15 protein-coding genes and 4 pseudogenes are annotated in these 17164 nt (G+C 66.4%); 6 read left to right on the top strand and 13 right to left on the bottom strand.

Annotated elements, in window-relative coordinates:
* Window positions 1-6 precede the first annotated feature (6 nt).
* The 11 genes and pseudogenes from OG906_RS40405 to OG906_RS40360 form a co-directional block, all read right to left on the bottom strand.
* On the bottom strand, window positions 7-1398 hold the full coding sequence (locus OG906_RS40405; RefSeq protein WP_329449189.1) for a hypothetical protein: 1392 nt from the start codon (window positions 1396-1398) through the stop codon (window positions 7-9).
* A gap of 500 nt (window positions 1399-1898) precedes the next feature.
* Window positions 1899-2204 (bottom strand): annotated as a pseudogene (locus OG906_RS40400) (transposase); the annotation flags it as partial.
* On the bottom strand, window positions 2126-2515 hold the full coding sequence (locus OG906_RS40395; RefSeq protein ID WP_329449251.1) for an alpha/beta hydrolase: 390 nt from the start codon (window positions 2513-2515) through the stop codon (window positions 2126-2128). The pseudogene OG906_RS40400 and the gene OG906_RS40395, both read right to left, overlap by 79 nt.
* Before the next feature lie 799 nt (window positions 2516-3314).
* Window positions 3315-3695 carry an integrase core domain-containing protein gene (locus OG906_RS43850; RefSeq protein ID WP_443067512.1) on the bottom strand — a complete coding sequence of 127 codons (381 nt, stop codon included), beginning with the start codon at window positions 3693-3695 and terminating at the stop codon, window positions 3315-3317.
* 61 nt (window positions 3696-3756) lie between these two features.
* Window positions 3757-4827, bottom strand: coding sequence for an IS110 family transposase (locus OG906_RS40390; RefSeq protein WP_329449136.1), 1071 nt, complete (start codon window positions 4825-4827; stop codon window positions 3757-3759).
* Between the two features lie 227 nt (window positions 4828-5054).
* Window positions 5055-6081: pseudogene (locus OG906_RS40385) on the bottom strand (IS3 family transposase); the annotation flags it as partial.
* A gap of 168 nt (window positions 6082-6249) precedes the next feature.
* Entirely contained in the window at window positions 6250-6546 is a 297-nt protein-coding gene (locus tag OG906_RS40380) for a transposase (RefSeq protein ID WP_329449188.1), read from the bottom strand.
* Complete coding sequence (locus tag OG906_RS40375; RefSeq protein ID WP_329449187.1) at window positions 6543-7316, bottom strand: hypothetical protein; 774 nt, start codon at window positions 7314-7316, stop codon at window positions 6543-6545. Before OG906_RS40375 ends, OG906_RS40380 begins: the two co-directional genes overlap by 4 nt.
* 201 nt (window positions 7317-7517) lie before the next feature.
* Window positions 7518-9071 (bottom strand): AMP-binding protein, encoded by a 1554-nt coding sequence (locus OG906_RS40370; protein WP_329449186.1) that lies wholly within the window; start codon window positions 9069-9071, stop codon window positions 7518-7520.
* A gap of 504 nt (window positions 9072-9575) precedes the next feature.
* Window positions 9576-9815 (bottom strand): annotated as a pseudogene (locus OG906_RS40365) (transposase family protein); the annotation flags it as partial.
* Between the two features lie 83 nt (window positions 9816-9898).
* Entirely contained in the window at window positions 9899-11464 is a 1566-nt protein-coding gene (locus OG906_RS40360) for an ISL3 family transposase (protein ID WP_329438726.1), read from the bottom strand.
* Window positions 11465-11623: 159 nt separating this feature from the next.
* On the opposite strand from OG906_RS40360, the pseudogene OG906_RS43845 reads away from it, so the two are divergent.
* The 4 genes and pseudogenes from OG906_RS43845 to OG906_RS40340 all read left to right on the top strand — a co-directional run.
* A pseudogene (locus OG906_RS43845) lies at window positions 11624-11791 on the top strand (DUF6368 family protein); the annotation flags it as partial.
* Window positions 11792-11816: 25 nt separating this feature from the next.
* The gene (locus tag OG906_RS40355; RefSeq protein ID WP_329449185.1) at window positions 11817-11954 is read left to right on the top strand and encodes a DUF6368 family protein; all 138 of its coding nucleotides are present in this window, start codon (window positions 11817-11819) and stop codon (window positions 11952-11954) included.
* A gap of 49 nt (window positions 11955-12003) precedes the next feature.
* Window positions 12004-13106, top strand: a protein-coding gene (locus tag OG906_RS43840) for an IS630 family transposase (RefSeq protein WP_443067511.1) whose coding sequence is annotated in 2 segments (ribosomal slippage) — window positions 12004-12462 and window positions 12465-13106 — 1101 coding nt in all. Because the reading frame shifts where the segments join, the coding sequence is not laid out codon by codon here.
* Between the two features lie 163 nt (window positions 13107-13269).
* A complete protein-coding gene (locus OG906_RS40340; RefSeq protein ID WP_329449184.1) occupies window positions 13270-14151 on the top strand; it encodes a hypothetical protein in 882 nt (293 codons plus the stop codon).
* Window positions 14152-14452: 301 nt separating this feature from the next.
* On the opposite strand, the gene OG906_RS40335 is transcribed toward OG906_RS40340, so the two are convergent.
* Window positions 14453-15160, bottom strand: coding sequence for an ISAs1 family transposase (locus tag OG906_RS40335; protein ID WP_329449183.1), 708 nt, complete (start codon window positions 15158-15160; stop codon window positions 14453-14455).
* Window positions 15157-15471, bottom strand: a complete 315-nt coding sequence (locus OG906_RS40330) for a transposase family protein (RefSeq protein ID WP_329449182.1) — start codon at window positions 15469-15471, stop codon at window positions 15157-15159. Before OG906_RS40330 ends, OG906_RS40335 begins: the two co-directional genes overlap by 4 nt.
* Window positions 15472-15865: 394 nt before the next feature.
* Here OG906_RS40330 and OG906_RS40325 point away from each other — a divergent pair, with 394 nt between their 5' ends.
* Together OG906_RS40325 and OG906_RS40320 are read left to right on the top strand one after the other, a co-directional pair.
* On the top strand, window positions 15866-16174 hold the full coding sequence (locus OG906_RS40325; protein ID WP_443067509.1) for a transposase: 309 nt from the start codon (window positions 15866-15868) through the stop codon (window positions 16172-16174).
* Window positions 16171-17043, top strand: coding sequence for an IS3 family transposase (locus tag OG906_RS40320; RefSeq protein ID WP_329449181.1), 873 nt, complete (start codon window positions 16171-16173; stop codon window positions 17041-17043). Before OG906_RS40325 ends, OG906_RS40320 begins: the two co-directional genes overlap by 4 nt.
* Window positions 17044-17164: the final 121 nt, after the last annotated feature.

Genomic DNA, 17164 nt, shown 5'->3' with positions numbered 1-17164 from the left:
CCGTTCCTACACCTGGACTCCGAGGTGGAGGGGAGCGCCGCGGGCACGCCTCGGATACGTGTACGAGCCCGCCTTTTTGAATGTCTTAAACGAGTGGCCGTCACCCACTATCATCCCCCTGATCAAATTCAGCGGGATGCTGATCCGCATGTCCGTGTCAGTGAAACCAACGTCTGCGAGAGTGGACCCGGTATCTATTTGAACGACGGAAAATTCACCTTCCACAAGTTCCGGGAACTGCGCCCCCGCCTTGATGGTGATTTCTCCATTCGGCACGACTGTAGGGGTCCCGGGGTGCTGCTCCGGCGATACTTTCACGATCTTCACGTCATGCCCGGAGTTGTTCCGGATAGAGACCTGAATTGGCTTTTCTCGGCGCTTTGCTGTGTCGACAGTTTCAATCCTCTCCATGCCAGAGAGGAAGGACTGAACCTTGTCCCTCTTCCTTTCGCCGCAATACCTAGATACCTGCCTGGCCACATTATTCAGATTCTCAAAGTATTTTTTGCCTTGATCGCGTACCTTGTCATAGTCGTGGACTACGCCACTAACGACCATCTTCGCGCAAAAGCTGCTTTCCTGTTCCAGGATTTTTGCTATCCCGGACATTGAGTGATCAACCCCCAAGCGGTCAGAATCTTTCGAGAATGAATAGCTGATTGCGCGCTTGATTTGCGTATCTATCTCTCCAAAAAACTCCATGATGTTTCCGTAAGTGACTGCCTCGTGCAAATGCTTCCAATCATTCCCGTCATAGGGTTCAACCGGAGCCCCACTCCAGGCATTCGCTCGACTGTAATCCACTTGCCAAGCGTTTATCAGCGGCTTCGTATCCCCGTATCTATCCTTCAAGTATGCCAAAGCCGCCTCCTCGGCATTTCGCGTGCCCTTTGCCGCATTGTAGAGTTTGTGCCCTCTTCTGCCCCACCCTATGTTCGAAATCTTGGGGATCGACCTTCCGGTCATGATATCCGTTTGGAAGTCTGTGATTATGTTGTCCACCCATCCAAAGGCGGAGAGAAGGCCGTCACAGATGGCCTTTGTTGCCGCAGTGTCGATTTCACACATCTTTTGGATATTGAAAACGATCATGCCCGCCCATGCGGATGCATCACTAAGCTTGGTGGGTAGGCCTGCGTGGCTGGCGCTCGGAGTCCAGCGTATCTCCCACTTTCCCGCCTTTGCCGCCGGCTGGAATTGCGCCAAGGAAATGGTCATACTGCCCGCCCCCGTATTCAGAGCGTTAGCCAGGGGTTCCCCAAAAAATTCAGGGCCAAATGCGATCTTCGCATCAGGTGGGAGGCCGGCGCCCAATTTGCTGTCGCCCCATTTCATCAAAAGCCTATCTCCTGAGTTCTTGAGAGGCGGATCCTTGTCCAAACGGGTCTTGGCATCCAATGTTGCATCAGTGCTCCAAGGTGGAGTCGGAGCGCCGCTGGCGCTGGGTAGCCCGAAGGCGCCGGTAGATGGTTCGGGTCCCAGCAGCCAGTCCGAAAGCCAGGCGTCATGCCCTCTGGGGGCAGCCGTAGCACCGAGGGTGCCGCCTCGGGGGGGCCGATGCAGCAGACCTGCTTGGCGTACGGCGGCGCTGAGGCCGTACGGGGCAGTGGTCCCGGGCTCCGCTGTCCGTGGGGTAGGGGCGGGCGGTGGCAGCCGCTGTCCCTCGGTCTCGGTGCGTGGTGTGAGGGAGCCTACGCCGCTGCCCTGGGCATAGAGGATGAGGAGGATTTGCTGCAATCGTGACAGGCCAGCAGGGTCCTGGGGTCGGCTGTTCCTCTGGGTCTGCTGCAGGAGGCGTGCAGCCTCCCGGCTCTCTTTGCGTTTGCCCCTTGTTTGGCCGCCGGGGTGACCCGCGAGATTCACGTACTGCTGGCGCTGCCAGTCTCCTCTGGGCATGACTATCTCCCAAGTGATATCGAGTTGCTCATATTGATCGGAAACTCATTGGGTTGGTTGAGGGTGTAGCGGACGTGGGTGCCGCCGAAGTAGCCACGGACGATGTGGGGCTGGTGTTGTCGACAGCGGAAGAACCCGCGTGTTTCGGCGGCGAGTTCGGCCTGGTTTCTGGCCCGGTGGGTGTGGGGCAGGCTGCGTTTGAGGTCGGCGCTGACCAGCTCGTCCGGGTTCAGCTCGGGTGAGTACGAGGGCAGGAAGTGCAGCTCGATCTCGTCGTCGTGCTCTGCGAGCCACGCCCGCACGGCCTTCTCTTGCGGGCGTCGCTGCCGTGCCACAGTGCGCGCCAGTGCGCAGGGTCGATGTTGAGGAGCTTGGAGCCCCCCTTGGCGGGCTTGTCGTCGCTGACCTCGCCCTTGCCCTTACGGAGGTCGCGCGGGGCCTTGTGGCCCTGCCAGACGATGACGGCGACCCGCGTCGTGGGGGAGACGCTTCGGCACTCGTCGTGGACGCTGCGCGCACGGCGGACGAGTCCGTCGAAGTCGGTCGGCGAGCTGCCCATGCCGGGGACCAGGACGCAGACGTGCGTGGCGGTCTCGATGTCGCCGAGCGCGACGGACATGCGCCCCACGCCCTCGAACTCCGGCTCGTAGGACAAGACGTGGCACGGCAGGCCCGCCGCCTCGGCCAAAGCCCTGCCGAGCTGCTCGGCGTTGACCTTCTTCAGGTCCACCGGCGCCGCCGCCGGGGTGGTGCCGAGCAGCTGGGACATCTGCTGCAGGGGATTGCGGTCGCCGCCCTGGAGTGCATCGGTGAGGGCGGACACGGCGCTCTCCAATCTCGCTGCGGGAAACCGGACCATGGTCGCGCCGCCCGCGGCTGCGGCCGGCCGGCCGAGGCCCGCGGCGAGGTTTCGCCGGTTGGCTCTGTCCACGCCGGCGAAGTCGTGCAGCAGGACCTCGTCCAGGGCTACCGCCATCACCGGCTCGACGTCCTCGGCCGGGGGCGCGCTGCGCTCCACCTCGGCGAGCGCGCCGCCCGGATACGCCCAGGGGCACAGGGCCACCGCCGTCCCCGGCGGCACGACACCACCCTGCGCGACGAGATCGTCCTGCAGGGTCGTCGGCGCCGACGGCTGGACGGGCCTGCGCTCCCAGACCGGGGACGGCTGCGCATCGGCGTACTGGTCGTGGGTCATGTCGGGGCAGTCCTAGCTTCTCGTGGCGTCGCAGGACGTCGGAGCGGTCGGGTCGTGGGGCGCCGGGGATCGGGCCGGTCGCCGCACGGTACGGCGGAAGGTCGGGCGGCCCGGTCGAGGGTCTTGTCGACGCGCCCGGCACCGGTCAGCGGCCGCCCACCGCGCGTGACACCGGGCGACCGCGATCATGCGGGAGCGCGGCCGATCGCCCGGCACCGCAACGCTAGAGGCGGACCGGGGCGCCGGAGCGTTCCGTTGGGGGACACCTGGGTGCCAAAGGTCGACAAGTGGGGTCGGCGGGAGCGCCCGCCACGAGGGCCGTGACCATCCTCCGAACGGCTCGTCGCGCCTGGCCGTTCGACCGGCACGCACCGTGCCAGCGGTACCTATCGTGGACAAGGGGGACGGTGAGGTGACCCCCGGAGCGTGGAGACAGGGGTTCATGCTGCGAGTGAGAGTTTAGCTGTCTTGTGGTGCTGCTGTTCGAACTCCATCGGGAGAGGTAGTTCAGCGCGCTGTGGCGTCGGCGGGCGTTGTAGTAGGTGAGCCACTGGAAGATCTCCAGCCTCGCCTGGCGGAACGTCGAGAACAGCTTCCGGTGCATCGTTTCTCGTTTCACGCCCTGCCAGAAGCTCTCGGCGAGGGCGTTGACGCTCCTATAGCTGTCAACTGGCCGTATGGGGTGTCTGTGGGGCGGGTCGGAGCAGGTGGTAGACCTCGCGGATGACGTAGCGTTTGAGGCAGCGGATGATCTCGCGTTTGGTCTTGCCTTCGGTGGTGCGGCGGGCGACGTAGGCGATCGTGGGCTGGTGGTATTGCATCCGGACGATGACGGTTCGGTAGATCGCGGCGTTCAGCTGTCGGTGGCCGCCGTGGTTGATCCTGTGCCTGCCGCTGGTCATGCCGGAGCCGGTGGGAACGGGCGCGATGCCCGCGAGTTTGGCGAGAGCGGCCTCGGACTTGATCCGCTCGGGGTTGTCGCCGGCGACGACGAGGATCTCCGCGGCGGTGTCCACCCCGATGCCGAACGGCTCGAGCAGCTGTGGGGCGGTCCGTTGGACCAGGTCGCCGATCATCTTCGTCAGTTCCTTGGCCTCGGCGTCGAGGTACTGCCACCGCTTGGCGAGCGTCCGCAGTGTGTGACGCAGTGCGTCCTCGGGTCCTTCCAGGCGGCGAGGACGCAGGGCTGCCAGCTGCCGTGCCAGGCTGATCTGTGTCTTTCCCGCGGTCTCCCGGCGCAGGGTGTCGGGGGCGTGGACCAGCATCGCCTTCATCGTGACCATGGCCGCGGCGCGCTGTTCAACAGCCTGGTCGTGCGCGACCTTGAGCCGGCGGATCATCTCCGCTTCGCCGTCGGCGCTCTTCGGTGTGGCGGTTGCGAACCCGGCGAGGACGGCGCGGGCGGCGTTCTCGGCGTCCAGGGTGTCGGACTTGCCATTCATGCGCCGCAGCCGCCGGTCCGGGCGGCCGGCCTCAACCACCTTGTGGCCACTCCTGCGCAGAAACGATGTCAGTGTGGCGCCGTAGGAGCCGGTGCCCTCGATCCCGAACGCAAGGACTCGGCCGAACGAGGCCGCCCAGTCCTGTAATTGCTGGAAACCGCCGGTGTCGGTGGGAATGGTCAAGGTGGCCAGGATCCCACCGATCGTGTCCATCACCGCCGCAACGTGGACGTGCTTGTGCGTGTCGACGCCGATCACGACATGCCCGGACCTGGGCTGCTCGATACTCTGCACGGTGTTCCTTCCGGCCGGAAGCGTGGGAGGTCACGCTGTCGCCGGTCGGACGGACAGGACTGTCACGGGGACGCTTTGGTGGAGTCGCCTCCAGGCTCTTATCAGGTCACGTCCGTCCGGCGGCAGCGCTTGCTGCGTGCCCGGCCGGGCGGTCGACAGATCAACGCCAGGACACCCGCGGGGTCAGTCGTAAGCAAGAGTCAGACCGCCTCGGCCGGGACTACCCGATCCTTGCGGGATCCGGTGCGAAAAGACTGACAGTCATAGCTCGAGCCGACCCGGCCCATGCTCCTGCGGATGCCGGACCGGTCGCAGACCTGGGCGAACGCGGCCGATGTGTATTGCGATCCGGTGGTCCGCGTGGAAGATTACTCCGGTGACATTGCCGCCGCGGGCCGCGACCGCGGCCTGGAGCGCGTCGATGATGAGCTCGGCCCGCATGTGGGGGGCCATCGACCATCCGAGTACCCGGCGGGAGTGGATGTCGATGACGCAGGCGAGGTAGAGCCACGCGGCTCCGACCTGCACGTATGTGATGTCGCCGCACCACTTCTCGTCCGAAGTGCCGGCGGTGAAGTCCCGCTGGACCAGATCTGGCACCGGCGGCGCGAGGCGGTCCGGGACCGTGGTCCGCTTCTTCTTCCGCAGGTGGCGGCCGACGATGCCGTGCTTGCGCATCAGCCTGGCCACCCGCTTGCGGTTGACCGTGTGACCGAAGCCGCGCAGTTCGGCATGGACTCGAAGCGCCGTAGTTACCAAGGTGTTCGGCATGGATCTCGCGGATCTCATCGACCAGGGCGTCCTCGGCTCCCTGCCGCTCCGACCGCGCCTGGGCGCCGGCGATCCACCGGTAGTAGCCCGAGCGGGAGACTTCCAGCACCCGGCATATCCGCTTGACGCCGAACATCTCGGCATGGGCGGAGATGAAGTCCCAAGCGGCGGTCTTCACTTCATCTCCCGCGCGAAATAGGCGGCTGCCCGTCGCAGGATCTCCCGCTCGAGCTGCCATTCCTTCTCCGCCTTGGCCAGCCTGGCGTTCTCTGCCCGCAGCCGGGCCAGCTCGGCCTCGGTGTCCTGCGACGCGCCGGAGGCGACCGGACGGTCTTCGGCGTCGCGCACCCAGGTCCGCAGCGTCTCGGGATTGACGTTCAGATCAGCCGCGACGTCCCTGAACGTCCGCCTGCCTGCGGAAGCCCGCCACAACGCGATCGCGTCGGACCGGAACTCCGCACTGTACTTCGAGGGCCGTGCCACAGAGATCTACACCGCCCAGGATCAACAAGATCCATTGTCAGGTGTGTCCACACCACGGGGATCACCTCAGACCCGAGCTCACCCCCGCGGCGAATTCAGCAACAGAGTCGTCAGGGCGGTCGGGGCCGGCCTTCTCCACGTCGACGAACGCGTAGCGCGCGGCAGCGTCTACTTCGTCTTGCGGTTCGCGAAGAAGGCGGTCGCTTTTCCCAGTACCTCGATGGCCTGCTCCATCTCGCGGACCTTGCGGCGCAGGCACGCCAGCTCCTCGCGCTCGGCCGTGGTCAGCGCGCCCACCGGTCCCTGACCGCGGTCGGTCTTGTCCTGGTTGACCCAGTTCCGCAGCCCCTCGGGGCTCACACCGATCTCCCGGGCAACCTCGGTGACTGTCTTGTCCGACGAGTGCACCAGGGCCACCGCGTCGCGTCTGAACTCGGCCGTGTACCGCTTGCTCTTCTTGCTCACTGCCAGGGACTGCTTCCTCCGGGACTGTCCGGCCCAGTATCAGGCTGTCCAGCGCAGAGGGGAACTTCGCCTCCCGCCGGGGCGCGTACCGCGCCCGCACGGTAGCGGGCCATGGGCGGGGGCGTGGGCGTGGTAAGAACGCATCTCCCCGAGACTGTCGCCCGCGAGAGCAGAGAGCCGACACCGTAGTATGAACCGACATGGTAGGAGAAGTCCACGGCATGGTTCTTAAGCTGGGCACGCGGGAGATTGTGGGTGAGGACGCACGGCTCGGCCGGGTCCGGGCCCGCGTTCTCCACGCGCCCCCTGCAACGTTCGACGACGACCATGGTGAATTCACCGTTTCTGTCGCGCGCCTGCAGGATCAACTCACCGCTCGCCCGATATTCCTCAGCGCGCTCCCACATGCTGCCGTTGTCCGCTCTTGTGACGGCCACGCCTCGGACCCGGGCGGTGAGCTTGACCATGTCATCTCCGGCGGGCTCGATGTCGACGATCAACTGGGCGTCGGTCCGCCAATCGTTGAGGGGCCCCGAGCCGGCACTCTGGCGGTCCCATACGATGGCCGCCCAGTCGACGGCCGGCTGCGCCAGGCGCTCAGCGCCCTGGGCGCTAGCGACAGGCTCGATGAGGGCGTAGCGGGTCACACCCGGCTCGGCGTCCCGGTATTGGCCCGAGCGTATCCACTCCCCTCGCCCGGTTTCCGCGGGGTCGTCGGCGGGCGGGACGGGATCGGTATTCAAGAGCGCCTCCCTATGGGCGATGTCCATGATCGACGACTACCCAGAGATTCGATCACGTACCGTGCATATCGGGAAAGATTGTGAATTCGCCACCCAGGGCAAAACGTGAGCCGATTCGTTTGCACCGGTGGCCGGTGTATGCCGGGCGCCTCCACCCGAGACGTTCACAAGATCGCTGACACGCCGGGGGTGAAGGTCCCGGCTCGTGGTGGGGCCTGTGCGCTCGGGTCAGGCGAGGTGGTGGCGGAGCTGCTTCTTGTCGGGCTTTCCGGCGTCGGTCAGGGGGATGGCGTCGGTGAACACGATGTGGTGGGGGCGATACATGCTGCCGAGGCGGGCCTCGACCCAGTCGGCCAGGCGGTCGGGGTTCGCGTGGGCAGGGTCGGACGGGACGACGGCCGCGCAGACCTGCTCCGTGCGGTCACCGTCGCGTACGCCAAGGGCCGCGCTGGCGCGCACGTCGGGGTGGGCGTTGAGCGCATCCTCCAGGTCGGCGGTGTACACGTGGCCGCCGACCACCACGATCATGTCTTTGAGCCGGTCGACGATCGTGAGGTAGCCCTCCTTGTCGAGGAAGCCGAGGTCGCCGGTATGGAGCCAGCCGCCCCTCAACACCTCGGCGGTCAACTCGGGTTGCTTCCAGTAGCCCTGCATCATCGTGCCGGTGCGCACGCAGATCTCGCCGAGCGCACCGGGCGGCAGCATATTGCCATCCTCGTTCCGTACGATCACTTCGACGCCGGGCAGGGGCTGGCCAGCGGTACGCATCCGAGCCGGGTGGGCCGGGTCGTGTGCTTCGGCGGGCAGGACGCTGACGCCGCCTGCCTCGTTCTGCCCGTAGAACTGGACCAGGATGGGACCGAAGACTTCCACTGCCTGGGCCAAGCGCACCGGCGAGGACTGGCAGCCGCCGTAGACGAGGGAGCGCAGGCTGGAGGTGTCGCGCGGGCGGGCCCAAGCCTCGTCGGTGAGCGCGTAAAGCAGGGGAGGCAGCAGAAAAAGGTCGGTGACACGCTCGCGTTCGATTGTGTCGAGGACCTGCGCGGCATCGAAGTCCGGCAGGAGTACGACGCTTCCGCCGGTGCGCAGCGCCAGGTCGGCTAGGGTGCCGCCGAGGTGGGCGAGGGTGGTCCCGACCAGCAGCCGGGGAGCGTCCGCCATGATCGGGGATCGTTGTGTCGACACGTGCCCGTGCGCTTGCTGGGTGGGGCCGAGGGCACGCAGCGAGGAATGACTGAGACAGATGCCCTTGGGGCGGCCGGTGGTGCCACCGGTGTGGCGGATGGTGCCGATGTCGTCGGGCTCCGCCCGTGCAGCCAAGGGCTCGCCGGACTCCCGTTCGGCCAGGGAGAGCAGGTCGATGCCGCCGGTGTGCCCGGGGCCGAAGCAGAGCACAGTCTCCATCGGAACGTACGCGGCGAGTTCGGCGGCGCGGTCCTGGTGGTCGGGGTCGGTGACCAGGACGCGGGTCTCGACGTCCTCCACGATGGCGGCCTGTATCTTGGCGGAGAGCTTGCTGTAGAGGTGGGTGACCCGGCAGCCGAGCAGGTGGGCGGCGTAACGGACAGCGAGTGTTTCGGGCCGGTTGCCGGCCAGCAGGGTGACCGTCGTGCCGCGGGAGACACCGAGCGCCGCGAGGGCCCGGGCGAGGCGGTAAACCAGAGTGCGCAGCTCCCCCGCGCTGATACGCCGTTCCTGGTGCAGCAACGTCTCGCGGCCCGGGTCGGCGGCCAACGCGTCGAGGATGTCTTCGACATATGTCTGGAACGGTGCATGGTCCATGCGCACGGAGATCCTCTCTCTTCCCGGCGGTGACGGCGTGGCTGTGCCGGGCGGGGTGTAACGGGGTGCGGGTGCCCTCCGGACGGACCGCACCATCCTTTTGATTGCCAGAGGCAATGAATAGATGTTATGGGCATCTATGAGGGAGATCAACTCACCCAAGGTGCCCAGGGCTTGGAACAAGCCACCCCACACTGGCGTTTCCTTTCGATTGGAAGGACAGGCCCGTGCCCGTGCCTCCAAAGGATGGCCCCGCTCTCCGAAGGGCGCGGACCTGAGCGCGGAACCCACACCCCTGGCGATTCCGCCGTCGCTTCCTCCTCACCCCGTGCCGTCACTCTGGCGGTGCCCCCTATGAGTTTGGTCAAGAGGATGGGGCTTGGGGCGCCGTCTCGGAGCATGGCGAAGAGGGGGACCGCGAATTGTTCGGGTCTGGCTCGTAGTCGGTGGTGACGCCGAGTAGTCATCCATGATCATGGCCCAAGGGTTGTCCCGTAAGCGACGGCGGCCCCGGAAGGGGACTCGGATGTGCCGACCGGCGTCTTGGTAGGCCTTGTCCGCCCAGCATTTCAGTCCCGCGGTGGCGATCCCGTGGCTTCGGGCAGCCGTCAGGTCATGGGTAGAGCCTGGCAGAGCGGCCGAGGTCCAGAGCAGTCCGCCGAACGGATCGGTGAGGACCTGCACATTCATGCCGTGGCGTTTGCGCTTCCCCGAGTAGTACGGCGTGTCGACGGCGATCCGGTCGGCAGCAGGGTGCCGTCCAGGAGAATCAGGTTCTGGCTCAGCTTGTGGGCTCTGTCGCTGATTTGGGGGTCGTGGCCTCTTGATCATGGTGAGAGCAGGATGCGGCGTCGTAGGAGATCGAAGTTGGCGCGGCCGTACATCTGTCTCTTCAGGAGCTTGACCCGCGTGACGTTACCCTCGACCGCTCCGGATGTGTAGGTCGTGGTGAGGGCGGCCTGGATGGCCGCGCGGTCGCGTCGCATGCCATTGGCCAGGGTGCGGAGTTCGCGTTGTCCATCGAGGCGGACGTCGGCTATCCAGACGTCGAGAGCGAGGTGTTCACTGCGGCGGTCGCGGACCATGAGTGCCAGGCGGCGTGCGTAATCGACGGTCGTGGCCAGCGCTGGGTTCCGCTCGCACAGATCGTCGAGACCCTTTCGCTCAACATCGTTGAGGCGCTCGGGTCGGCGCATGATCCAGTCGGTGACCCTGCGGACGGTCAGGTGTGGCAAGGGGGCGGTGAGTGGGATCGCGCCGTTGCGGTAGGGCTTCAGGTGCCGGCGGACGGTGTTGACGTTGCCGCGGTAGCCCAGCCGCTGGATTTCCCGGGTGAGCGCGGAGGCGTTGGTGCAGCCTTCCATCCAGCGATGGTGCAGGTAGAGGCGGTATTCGTCGATCAGCGCGGGTCGATGAATGGCCGCGAGGAGAAGCTCATCGACTTCTGCGGCGTGCGCGAAGCGGTTGACTGTGCCGCGGCTGAGCCGCAGGTCGCGTGCGATGGCGCGAAGGCTGTCGCCACGTTGGATGCGTTCGTGGATCTGTTGGTGGCGTTCGCGGGTGCGGGCGACCAGAGGTCGTGGCCGTCCGTGGATATCCAGTTCTTCGCGGTCGCGGCCCTCGGAGGCCGGGCCGTCGTCGGTCCGGTCATCGTGTGAGGTGAGAGGCTGTCGCAGGTCAGCGCGATGCCGTCCGATGACGCGTTCGACTGCTTGCGCCAGGTTGTTCAGGAGGTGCCAGGCATCGGCTACCTGCATGGCCTGCGGGGCACCGACCTGGGCCCCATCGCGGTAGGAGCCTGCACGGTCACGGCAGACGATCCGGACCTCAGGATGGTCCCGCAGCCAGGACGCGAAAGTTGCTGCGGCCCGGTCGGCCAGGACGTCGATCGGGCGGTGGGTTGCCATGTCGATGAGGATCGTCGCGTAGGTCCGTCCCTTTCGAACGGCGAAGTCGTCGACGCCGAGATGCGGCACCGATCCCGACGAGGGGAGCGGCAGCTTACGGATCAGCCGGAGCAGAGTGTCCTTGCAGGTGTCGATGGTCATGCGCTGAAACAGTCGAGCGCCTGGCCGGCCGCCCAGGAACAGGGCCACGTCGGTGAGCTGGGCGGTGAGTGCGTCGGTGCGGCGTGCGTGGCGATGCGTCAGGCCCGGTATCTGCTCGGCGAACGTCCGACGGTCACACTGCTCGTTCCCGCAGACGAGTCGACGCGCCCGTAGCTCGATCCGCACACGCCGGCCGGCGACCGGACGATCCGCCAGGGTCCGCTGGTAGTAGCAGTGCACTCTCGAAGATCTCCGCCCGCATCCGGGACAGGCCGCCGACACGGCCCCCGACCGCACGGCGAGCCGGGCCTCTGCATCCGTCAGCACCAGCTGGTCGACTTCCACCGCGACACCCGGCAGAAGAAGGTCCCCGACCTGAACCCCACCCATCACATCGGATAGTTGCCCATCTACCCCCAAATTAGCGACAGAGCCAGCTTGTGTGGTGAGGGCACTCTGAGTAACCGGTTGGGGATGGGAGCCCAGGCTGGCTAGGCTCGCGTCATGAGCGGTCCGGTGTTGGTGATTGAGTTGGCGGAGCCCGTCCCACCCGTATCCATCCAGCGGCTCCGGGAACTCCTTGTCCGTTCCTCATCTCACTTTGAGGAGAAGCGGGTCGGCGAGTACGACCTGAACATTCACGCGGAGAGCCTCGGCATCGCCGACACCGGGGGACATCGACGGACGCCGGCCCGTCATGGTCTCTCTCATGGGACCAGGCATCGGCGACGAGAACATCTTCGAGGCCGAGCACGCCGACGAAGTCGACCAGAAACCTCTCATCGGCTTCACCCCGACCCACGCCGTCGACGTCATACTCAGGTTGAACTCGTAGTGTCGGCGTGGCTGCTGACGGGTTGTGATGCCTGCGGTATGTCATGGGGATGAGGTATGCGCAGGCGGGCGGGTGTACGCCCGAGGAGCAGGCGGCGCGTGAGCGGTTGAGGCTGGAGGCGGCCGAGTGGTTCGCACGTGGGGAGACCACGGTCAAGATCGCCCGGGAGCTGAGGGTGTCCGATCGCTCGGTGTTGCGGTGGCGGCGGGTGTGGGAGTCGGGCGGGGTGGAGGCCCTGCGCTCCAGGGGGCCGGTGTCGGTGGAGAGGCTGTCCGCGGGGCAGTGGGCCAGGCTGGAGGCGGAGCTGGCGCGGGGTCCGCTGGTGCATGGTTTCGAGGACGACCAGCGGTGGACGCTGAAGCGGATCAAGCTGCTGATCGGCCGGATGTTCCATGTCGGCTATACGGTGCAGGGGGTGTGGAAGCTGCTGCGCCGGCACGGCTGGAGCTGCCAGGTCCCGGTGCGTCGGGCCGTCGAGCGGGACGAGGCCTCCATCGAGGTGTGGAAAGAGCAGGTGTGGCCGGAGGTAAAAGAGCGGCGGCGGACCTGGGTGCCCACATCTGCTTCGAAGACGAGGCAGGACAGGCCCTGAGCCCGCCGCGGGGACGCACCTGGGCACCACGCGGCCGACGCCCCACGGTGCGGGGGCGGGGCCGGGGCCGCGGACGCGTGAACATCGCCGGCGTCAGCTGCTACCGGCCCGGCCACCGCACCCACTTCTTCTACAAGCTGCACGTCTACCACGGCCGTAAGAATGAGCCCAAGAGCTTCTCCTGGCAGGACTACCGCGACCTCATCACGGCCACCCACCAGCAGCTCGGCACCCCGATCGTGTGGTGCTGGGACAACCTGTCCGTCCACCTGCGCCAGGAGCTGGCGGACTACGCCGAAGAGAACAAGGACTGGCTGCGGATCTACCAGCTCCCCAGCTATGCGCCCGACCTCAACCCCACCGAAGGCGTCTGGTCCCTGCTCAAACGGTCGATCACCAACTTCGTCGCCGCCGACCTCGCCGGTCTCACCCGCATCATCAAGCGCAAGCTCAAGAAGATCCAGTACCGGCCCGAGCTGATCGACGGCTGCCTCGCCCAGACCGGGCTGACCATGGAGCCCACCATGATCACCCAAACCGACACTACGAGTTCAACCTGAGTATTGCCTGGAGGAGAGCGGCCCACCCGCAGCGTGGCTCTCCTTCACCCCCCACTTCGAACCCCACTTCACCGGCACCGAGGCCCGCGCACTGCTTCGCCGGCGTTTCGAGGACCCTGGGTTCGATTTGGCAGGCGAGGCGTTCTCAGCGATGGTGGCCTTGATGCTCGTCCTGCCGCCCGCCGGTCCTCTGGCACAGAAGCTGGTCGCCCGACTCGCCCCCCAAGTCGAGGACTGCCGATGGCAAGGGCGCTTCCGCTTCTTCCCCCGCACCAGTCGATTCTCCGCCGACACAGATTGCACGGCGATCGCGACCGGCGCCCTCTACGAGCACGGCCTGCTCTCGGCCGCAGACCTTCAACAAGGGGTAAGTGAACTCCTGCGAGCCGCCGCCCCTGCCCCCGCAGACTGCCGCGTGCGTGCCGACGGCCGGGGCGACGAACATTCTTACCAGCACGTCCTGATGGTCTACTGGGAGGACGGCGTTGAGCCCAATGCCCTGCCTCGCGGCCGCAAACACGACGCGGTCGCCTGCGCCAACGCCCTCTACACCCTTCATCTGAACCATCAATACATCGCTGGCGACGACGAAGCCGTCATCACAGCTTCGATGCGCTATCTCCGCGACCATCTGGTCTCCCGGCGCTACATGCACGGCACGCGCTACTACCCGTCACCGGACGCCTTCCTCTATGCCGCTTCCAGAATCTGTGCACGGTTCCCGCAGCACAGCCGAATGCTCACCACCCCCTTGCGCCATGCCGTCCAAGAACGCGAGATCGATACCCAAACCTGGGCCCTCGCCGACCAACCCGGCACCGCACTGGACCTCGCGCTCAGAACTCTTGCCGCAGACAACCTTGCACTGAACGTGGGGCAAGACGAGGGAAGAATGCTCCTTGCCCGTTTGCAGCAACCGGACGGCTCTTGGCCCGCCTGTCCCTACTACCGGATGGGCCGATTCCCCGTCTACTTCGGCTCCCCCTGCCTCACCACTCTCTTTGCCCGGCGGGCCTTGAGAGGCCGACGACGGGAGCAATCGTGACAGTCACACTCCGTACATACCGTCCATGTTCCTGCGCGTACACGACCGGGCAGAGGCATCACGCCCTTGCCCCGCAACGGCCCATCCGGTCCCGACCCCTGATCGGACACGCCGACGACCGAAGCGAGGCGGGAGGATGACCGTCCCCTCTCGGATGCCTGAGGGTCTGTCCAGTAGACGGTGTAACCGTGGTCGGTTTGTAGGTCAGATTCGGTTGTTGGTGAGGCGTCCGTCGAAGGCAATGTCGAAGGCCTGGAGGCAGGGGCTTTTCAAAGTCGGGGTCCTCACGTAGATCTGCTGGTCAGGGGATGTTCAGCAGGTCCAGCGGCCGGTTGAACGGGTCGTAGGAGGCGTGGCGGAGGCCGGCGGCGATGTTGCGGTGCCCGTGCTGCCGGAGGGTGTTGATCGCCAGGTTGCGCAAGGCGGCCATATTCTCGGGCCCGTGGCCGGTGCGGATCTTGGAGGCATCCTCTCCGAAGGTGGTGTCGCGGACGAAGTGGAGCCGGTTCTCGATGGTCCACTGTGACCTGGCGAGCCGGCTGAGCCGCTGGGGCGAGGCTTGCTGTGAGGTCAGGTCCGTGATCGCGTAGATGGTCTGGCGGCTGCACTTTCCGCTCTTGAGGTTGGTGCGGTGGCGCAGGACTCGCATGGCCTGGACGGCGTGAGGGAAGTCCAGACCGAGGCCGGTGATGGTGAGGACCCTGGTCACACGGGTCTCCTTGCGGCCATGGCTCACCTCGCGGTCGTAGCGGCGGGCGGTGACCTCCTTCCATGGCAGCGCGCGGAGCCCTCGGTGCAGTCCTGGCTGGTTGGCCTTGACCACCAGCAGGTAGTGCGCGTTCTTCTCTTCCACCAGGTAACGCGCGTGGTCGCGCTGCGTGTGGAGGGCGTCGGCCGTGACGGTGACGCCGGTCAGGTCGTAGGGCTTCAGCAGGGCGGAAAAGCACGTGATTTCGTTGGTCTTGTCGGGAACTCGCAGCTGGGTGACGGTGCGGCCGTCGCCGGTCATCGCGGCCAGAAGGTGGGCGGCGGGGTCTGGCCGTGCCGGGAGCTGCGGGCGGCCTTGCCGTCCACGGCCACCGAGTCCGCGCCGCCGGGACAGGCACCGGTCAGGTCGGCCAGGCCGCCCGGGCAGACCAGGCCGATGACCCGCCGGATCGTGGCGCCGCTCGGCGCGACACGCACCCCGAGCACGCCCGTCAGGCGGGCACCGAGCCGGGCCAGCGTGTGCTGCGGAGCACTCGCGGACCACTGGCCGATCGCCGCATACGAGCGAGCGCCGGCGATCACAGCCGAGGCGGCAACCAGCAGCACCGCCACGAACGGGTGGCGCACTCCGCGCCGTCGGCGCGGATCGGGCAGCACTCACAGCCGTTGCATCAGCGAGAGCCCCGCCACGCCCTCCAGAGCAGGCGACTTGACGAGACATACGGTGGCAGACTGACGGCACATCGAAGCTCCGGCGGTTCAGGGCGACTTGGGAAGGTCACCCCGTTCAACCGGAGCTTCGTTGTATCCGTGACGGGCCGGCTCGGACTACTCACACGGCCGTGACCTGCCGACTCACATGATCATCAGGACTTTGAAACGCCCCTGGCCAGGGATCCCAGTGGCGGACCTCGTACTGGTCCAGGCCGCAGTCGGACTGGGCTTGCTTCGCTTTGGCGGACATCCGAGATCAGGGGCTTGGGCCCCGGTAAGGATGATGTCCATCATGGAGAGCATGGCGAAGAAGAAGGTGCGTCCTCGACGCTCGTTCACGGCGGAGTTCAAGGCCGAGATCGTCGGTCTGTGCCGGCGTGGTGACCGCTCGGTGGGTCAGGTGGCCAAGGACTTCGACCTGACCGAGACCGCGGTGCGGAGCTGGGTGCGTCAGGCCGAGGTCGATGCGGGCGATCGGGACGGTCTGACCAGCAGCGAGCGCGAGGAGTTGGCGGTTCTGCGGCGGGAGAATCGCAGGCTGCGGGAGGACGTGGAGGTCCTCAAGCGTGCGACGGCTTTCTTCGCGACGGAGACCCGGTGAACGTGTACCCGTTCATCGAGGCGGAGAAAACTGCAGGTCACAGCGTCAAGAAGGCGTGTGAACTGTTCGAGGTCTCCCGAACCGCCTACTATGCCCGCCGTACTGGTGTCCCTGGTCCCCGCACGGCGCGAGACGCTGAGTTGACCGAGCGGATCACCACCGTGCACCAGCAGTCCCGCGGGACCTACGGTTCCCCGCGCATTCACGCCGTCCTCAAGCGCGAGGGCGCCGGCTGCGGCCGCAGGCGAGTGGCCCGCCTGATGCGGCAAGCCGGACTCGCCGGCCGTCACCGTCGTCGACGGCACCGCACCACCATCCCCGACCCCCAGGCCGCCACGCGTCCTGACCTGGTCCTCCGCGACTTTCGTCCCGACCCGACAGCGGTCGACACCCGCTGGTGCGGTGACATCACCTACATCGCCACCGACGAGGGCTGGCTCTACCTGGCCACCGTCATCGACATCGCCTCCCGCCGTGTCGTCGGCTGGGCCACGGCCGACCACCTGCGCACCGAACTCGTCGCCGACGCCCTCACGGCCGCCTGCCACACCCGCCGCCCGACCGGCCCGGTGATCTTCCATTCCGATCGCGGCTGCCAATACACCAGCCGTGAACTCGCCACTTTGGCAGGTGGGTTGGGGACAATGCTGTCGGTCGGACGCACCGGTCAGTGCTGGGACAACGCACTCGCCGAATCGTTCTTCTCCACCCTGAAGAACGAGCTCGGCGACAGCCGGCCCTGGCCCAGCCGGGCCGCCGCCCACACCGCGATATTCGAGTGGATCGAGAGTTGGTACAACTTGCACCGGCTCCACGGCAGCCTCGGCTACCGCAGCCCCGCCGAATACGAGACCGCCCTCGCGGCCTGACCAACACACCAAAGGTGTCCGCGAAAGCGGAACAAGCTCAGGACTTGGCGGTCTCGAAGCAGTGAGCATTTTCAGTTTGGCCACTGATTCCCAATGGTGTTGTCAAGCGGCGGTAGTGACC

The sequence above is a fragment of the Streptomyces sp. NBC_01426 genome, from assembly GCF_036231985.1.
Taxonomy (GTDB): Bacteria; Actinomycetota; Actinomycetes; order Streptomycetales; family Streptomycetaceae; genus Streptomyces.
This window is presented reverse-complemented; position numbering and strand designations above follow the sequence as displayed.

Coding starts and splice junctions, on each gene's coding strand:
- OG906_RS40395 (WP_329449251.1), bottom strand. CDS start 2,515: ATGTCCGTCGCGCTCGGCGACATCGAGACCGCCACGCACGTCTGCGTC.
- OG906_RS43850 (WP_443067512.1), bottom strand. CDS start 3,695: ATGCACCGGAAGCTGTTCTCGACGTTCCGCCAGGCGAGGCTGGAGATC.
- OG906_RS40375 (WP_329449187.1), bottom strand. CDS start 7,316: ATGGACATCGCCCATAGGGAGGCGCTCTTGAATACCGATCCCGTCCCG.
- OG906_RS40370 (WP_329449186.1), bottom strand. CDS start 9,071: ATGGACCATGCACCGTTCCAGACATATGTCGAAGACATCCTCGACGCG.
- OG906_RS40355 (WP_329449185.1), top strand. CDS start 11,817: ATGGTCTCTCTCATGGGACCAGGCATCGGCGACGAGAACATCTTCGAG.
- OG906_RS40340 (WP_329449184.1), top strand. CDS start 13,270: ATGCTCGTCCTGCCGCCCGCCGGTCCTCTGGCACAGAAGCTGGTCGCC.
- OG906_RS40335 (WP_329449183.1), bottom strand. CDS start 15,160: ATGACCGGCGACGGCCGCACCGTCACCCAGCTGCGAGTTCCCGACAAG.
- OG906_RS40325 (WP_443067509.1), top strand. CDS start 15,866: ATGGAGAGCATGGCGAAGAAGAAGGTGCGTCCTCGACGCTCGTTCACG.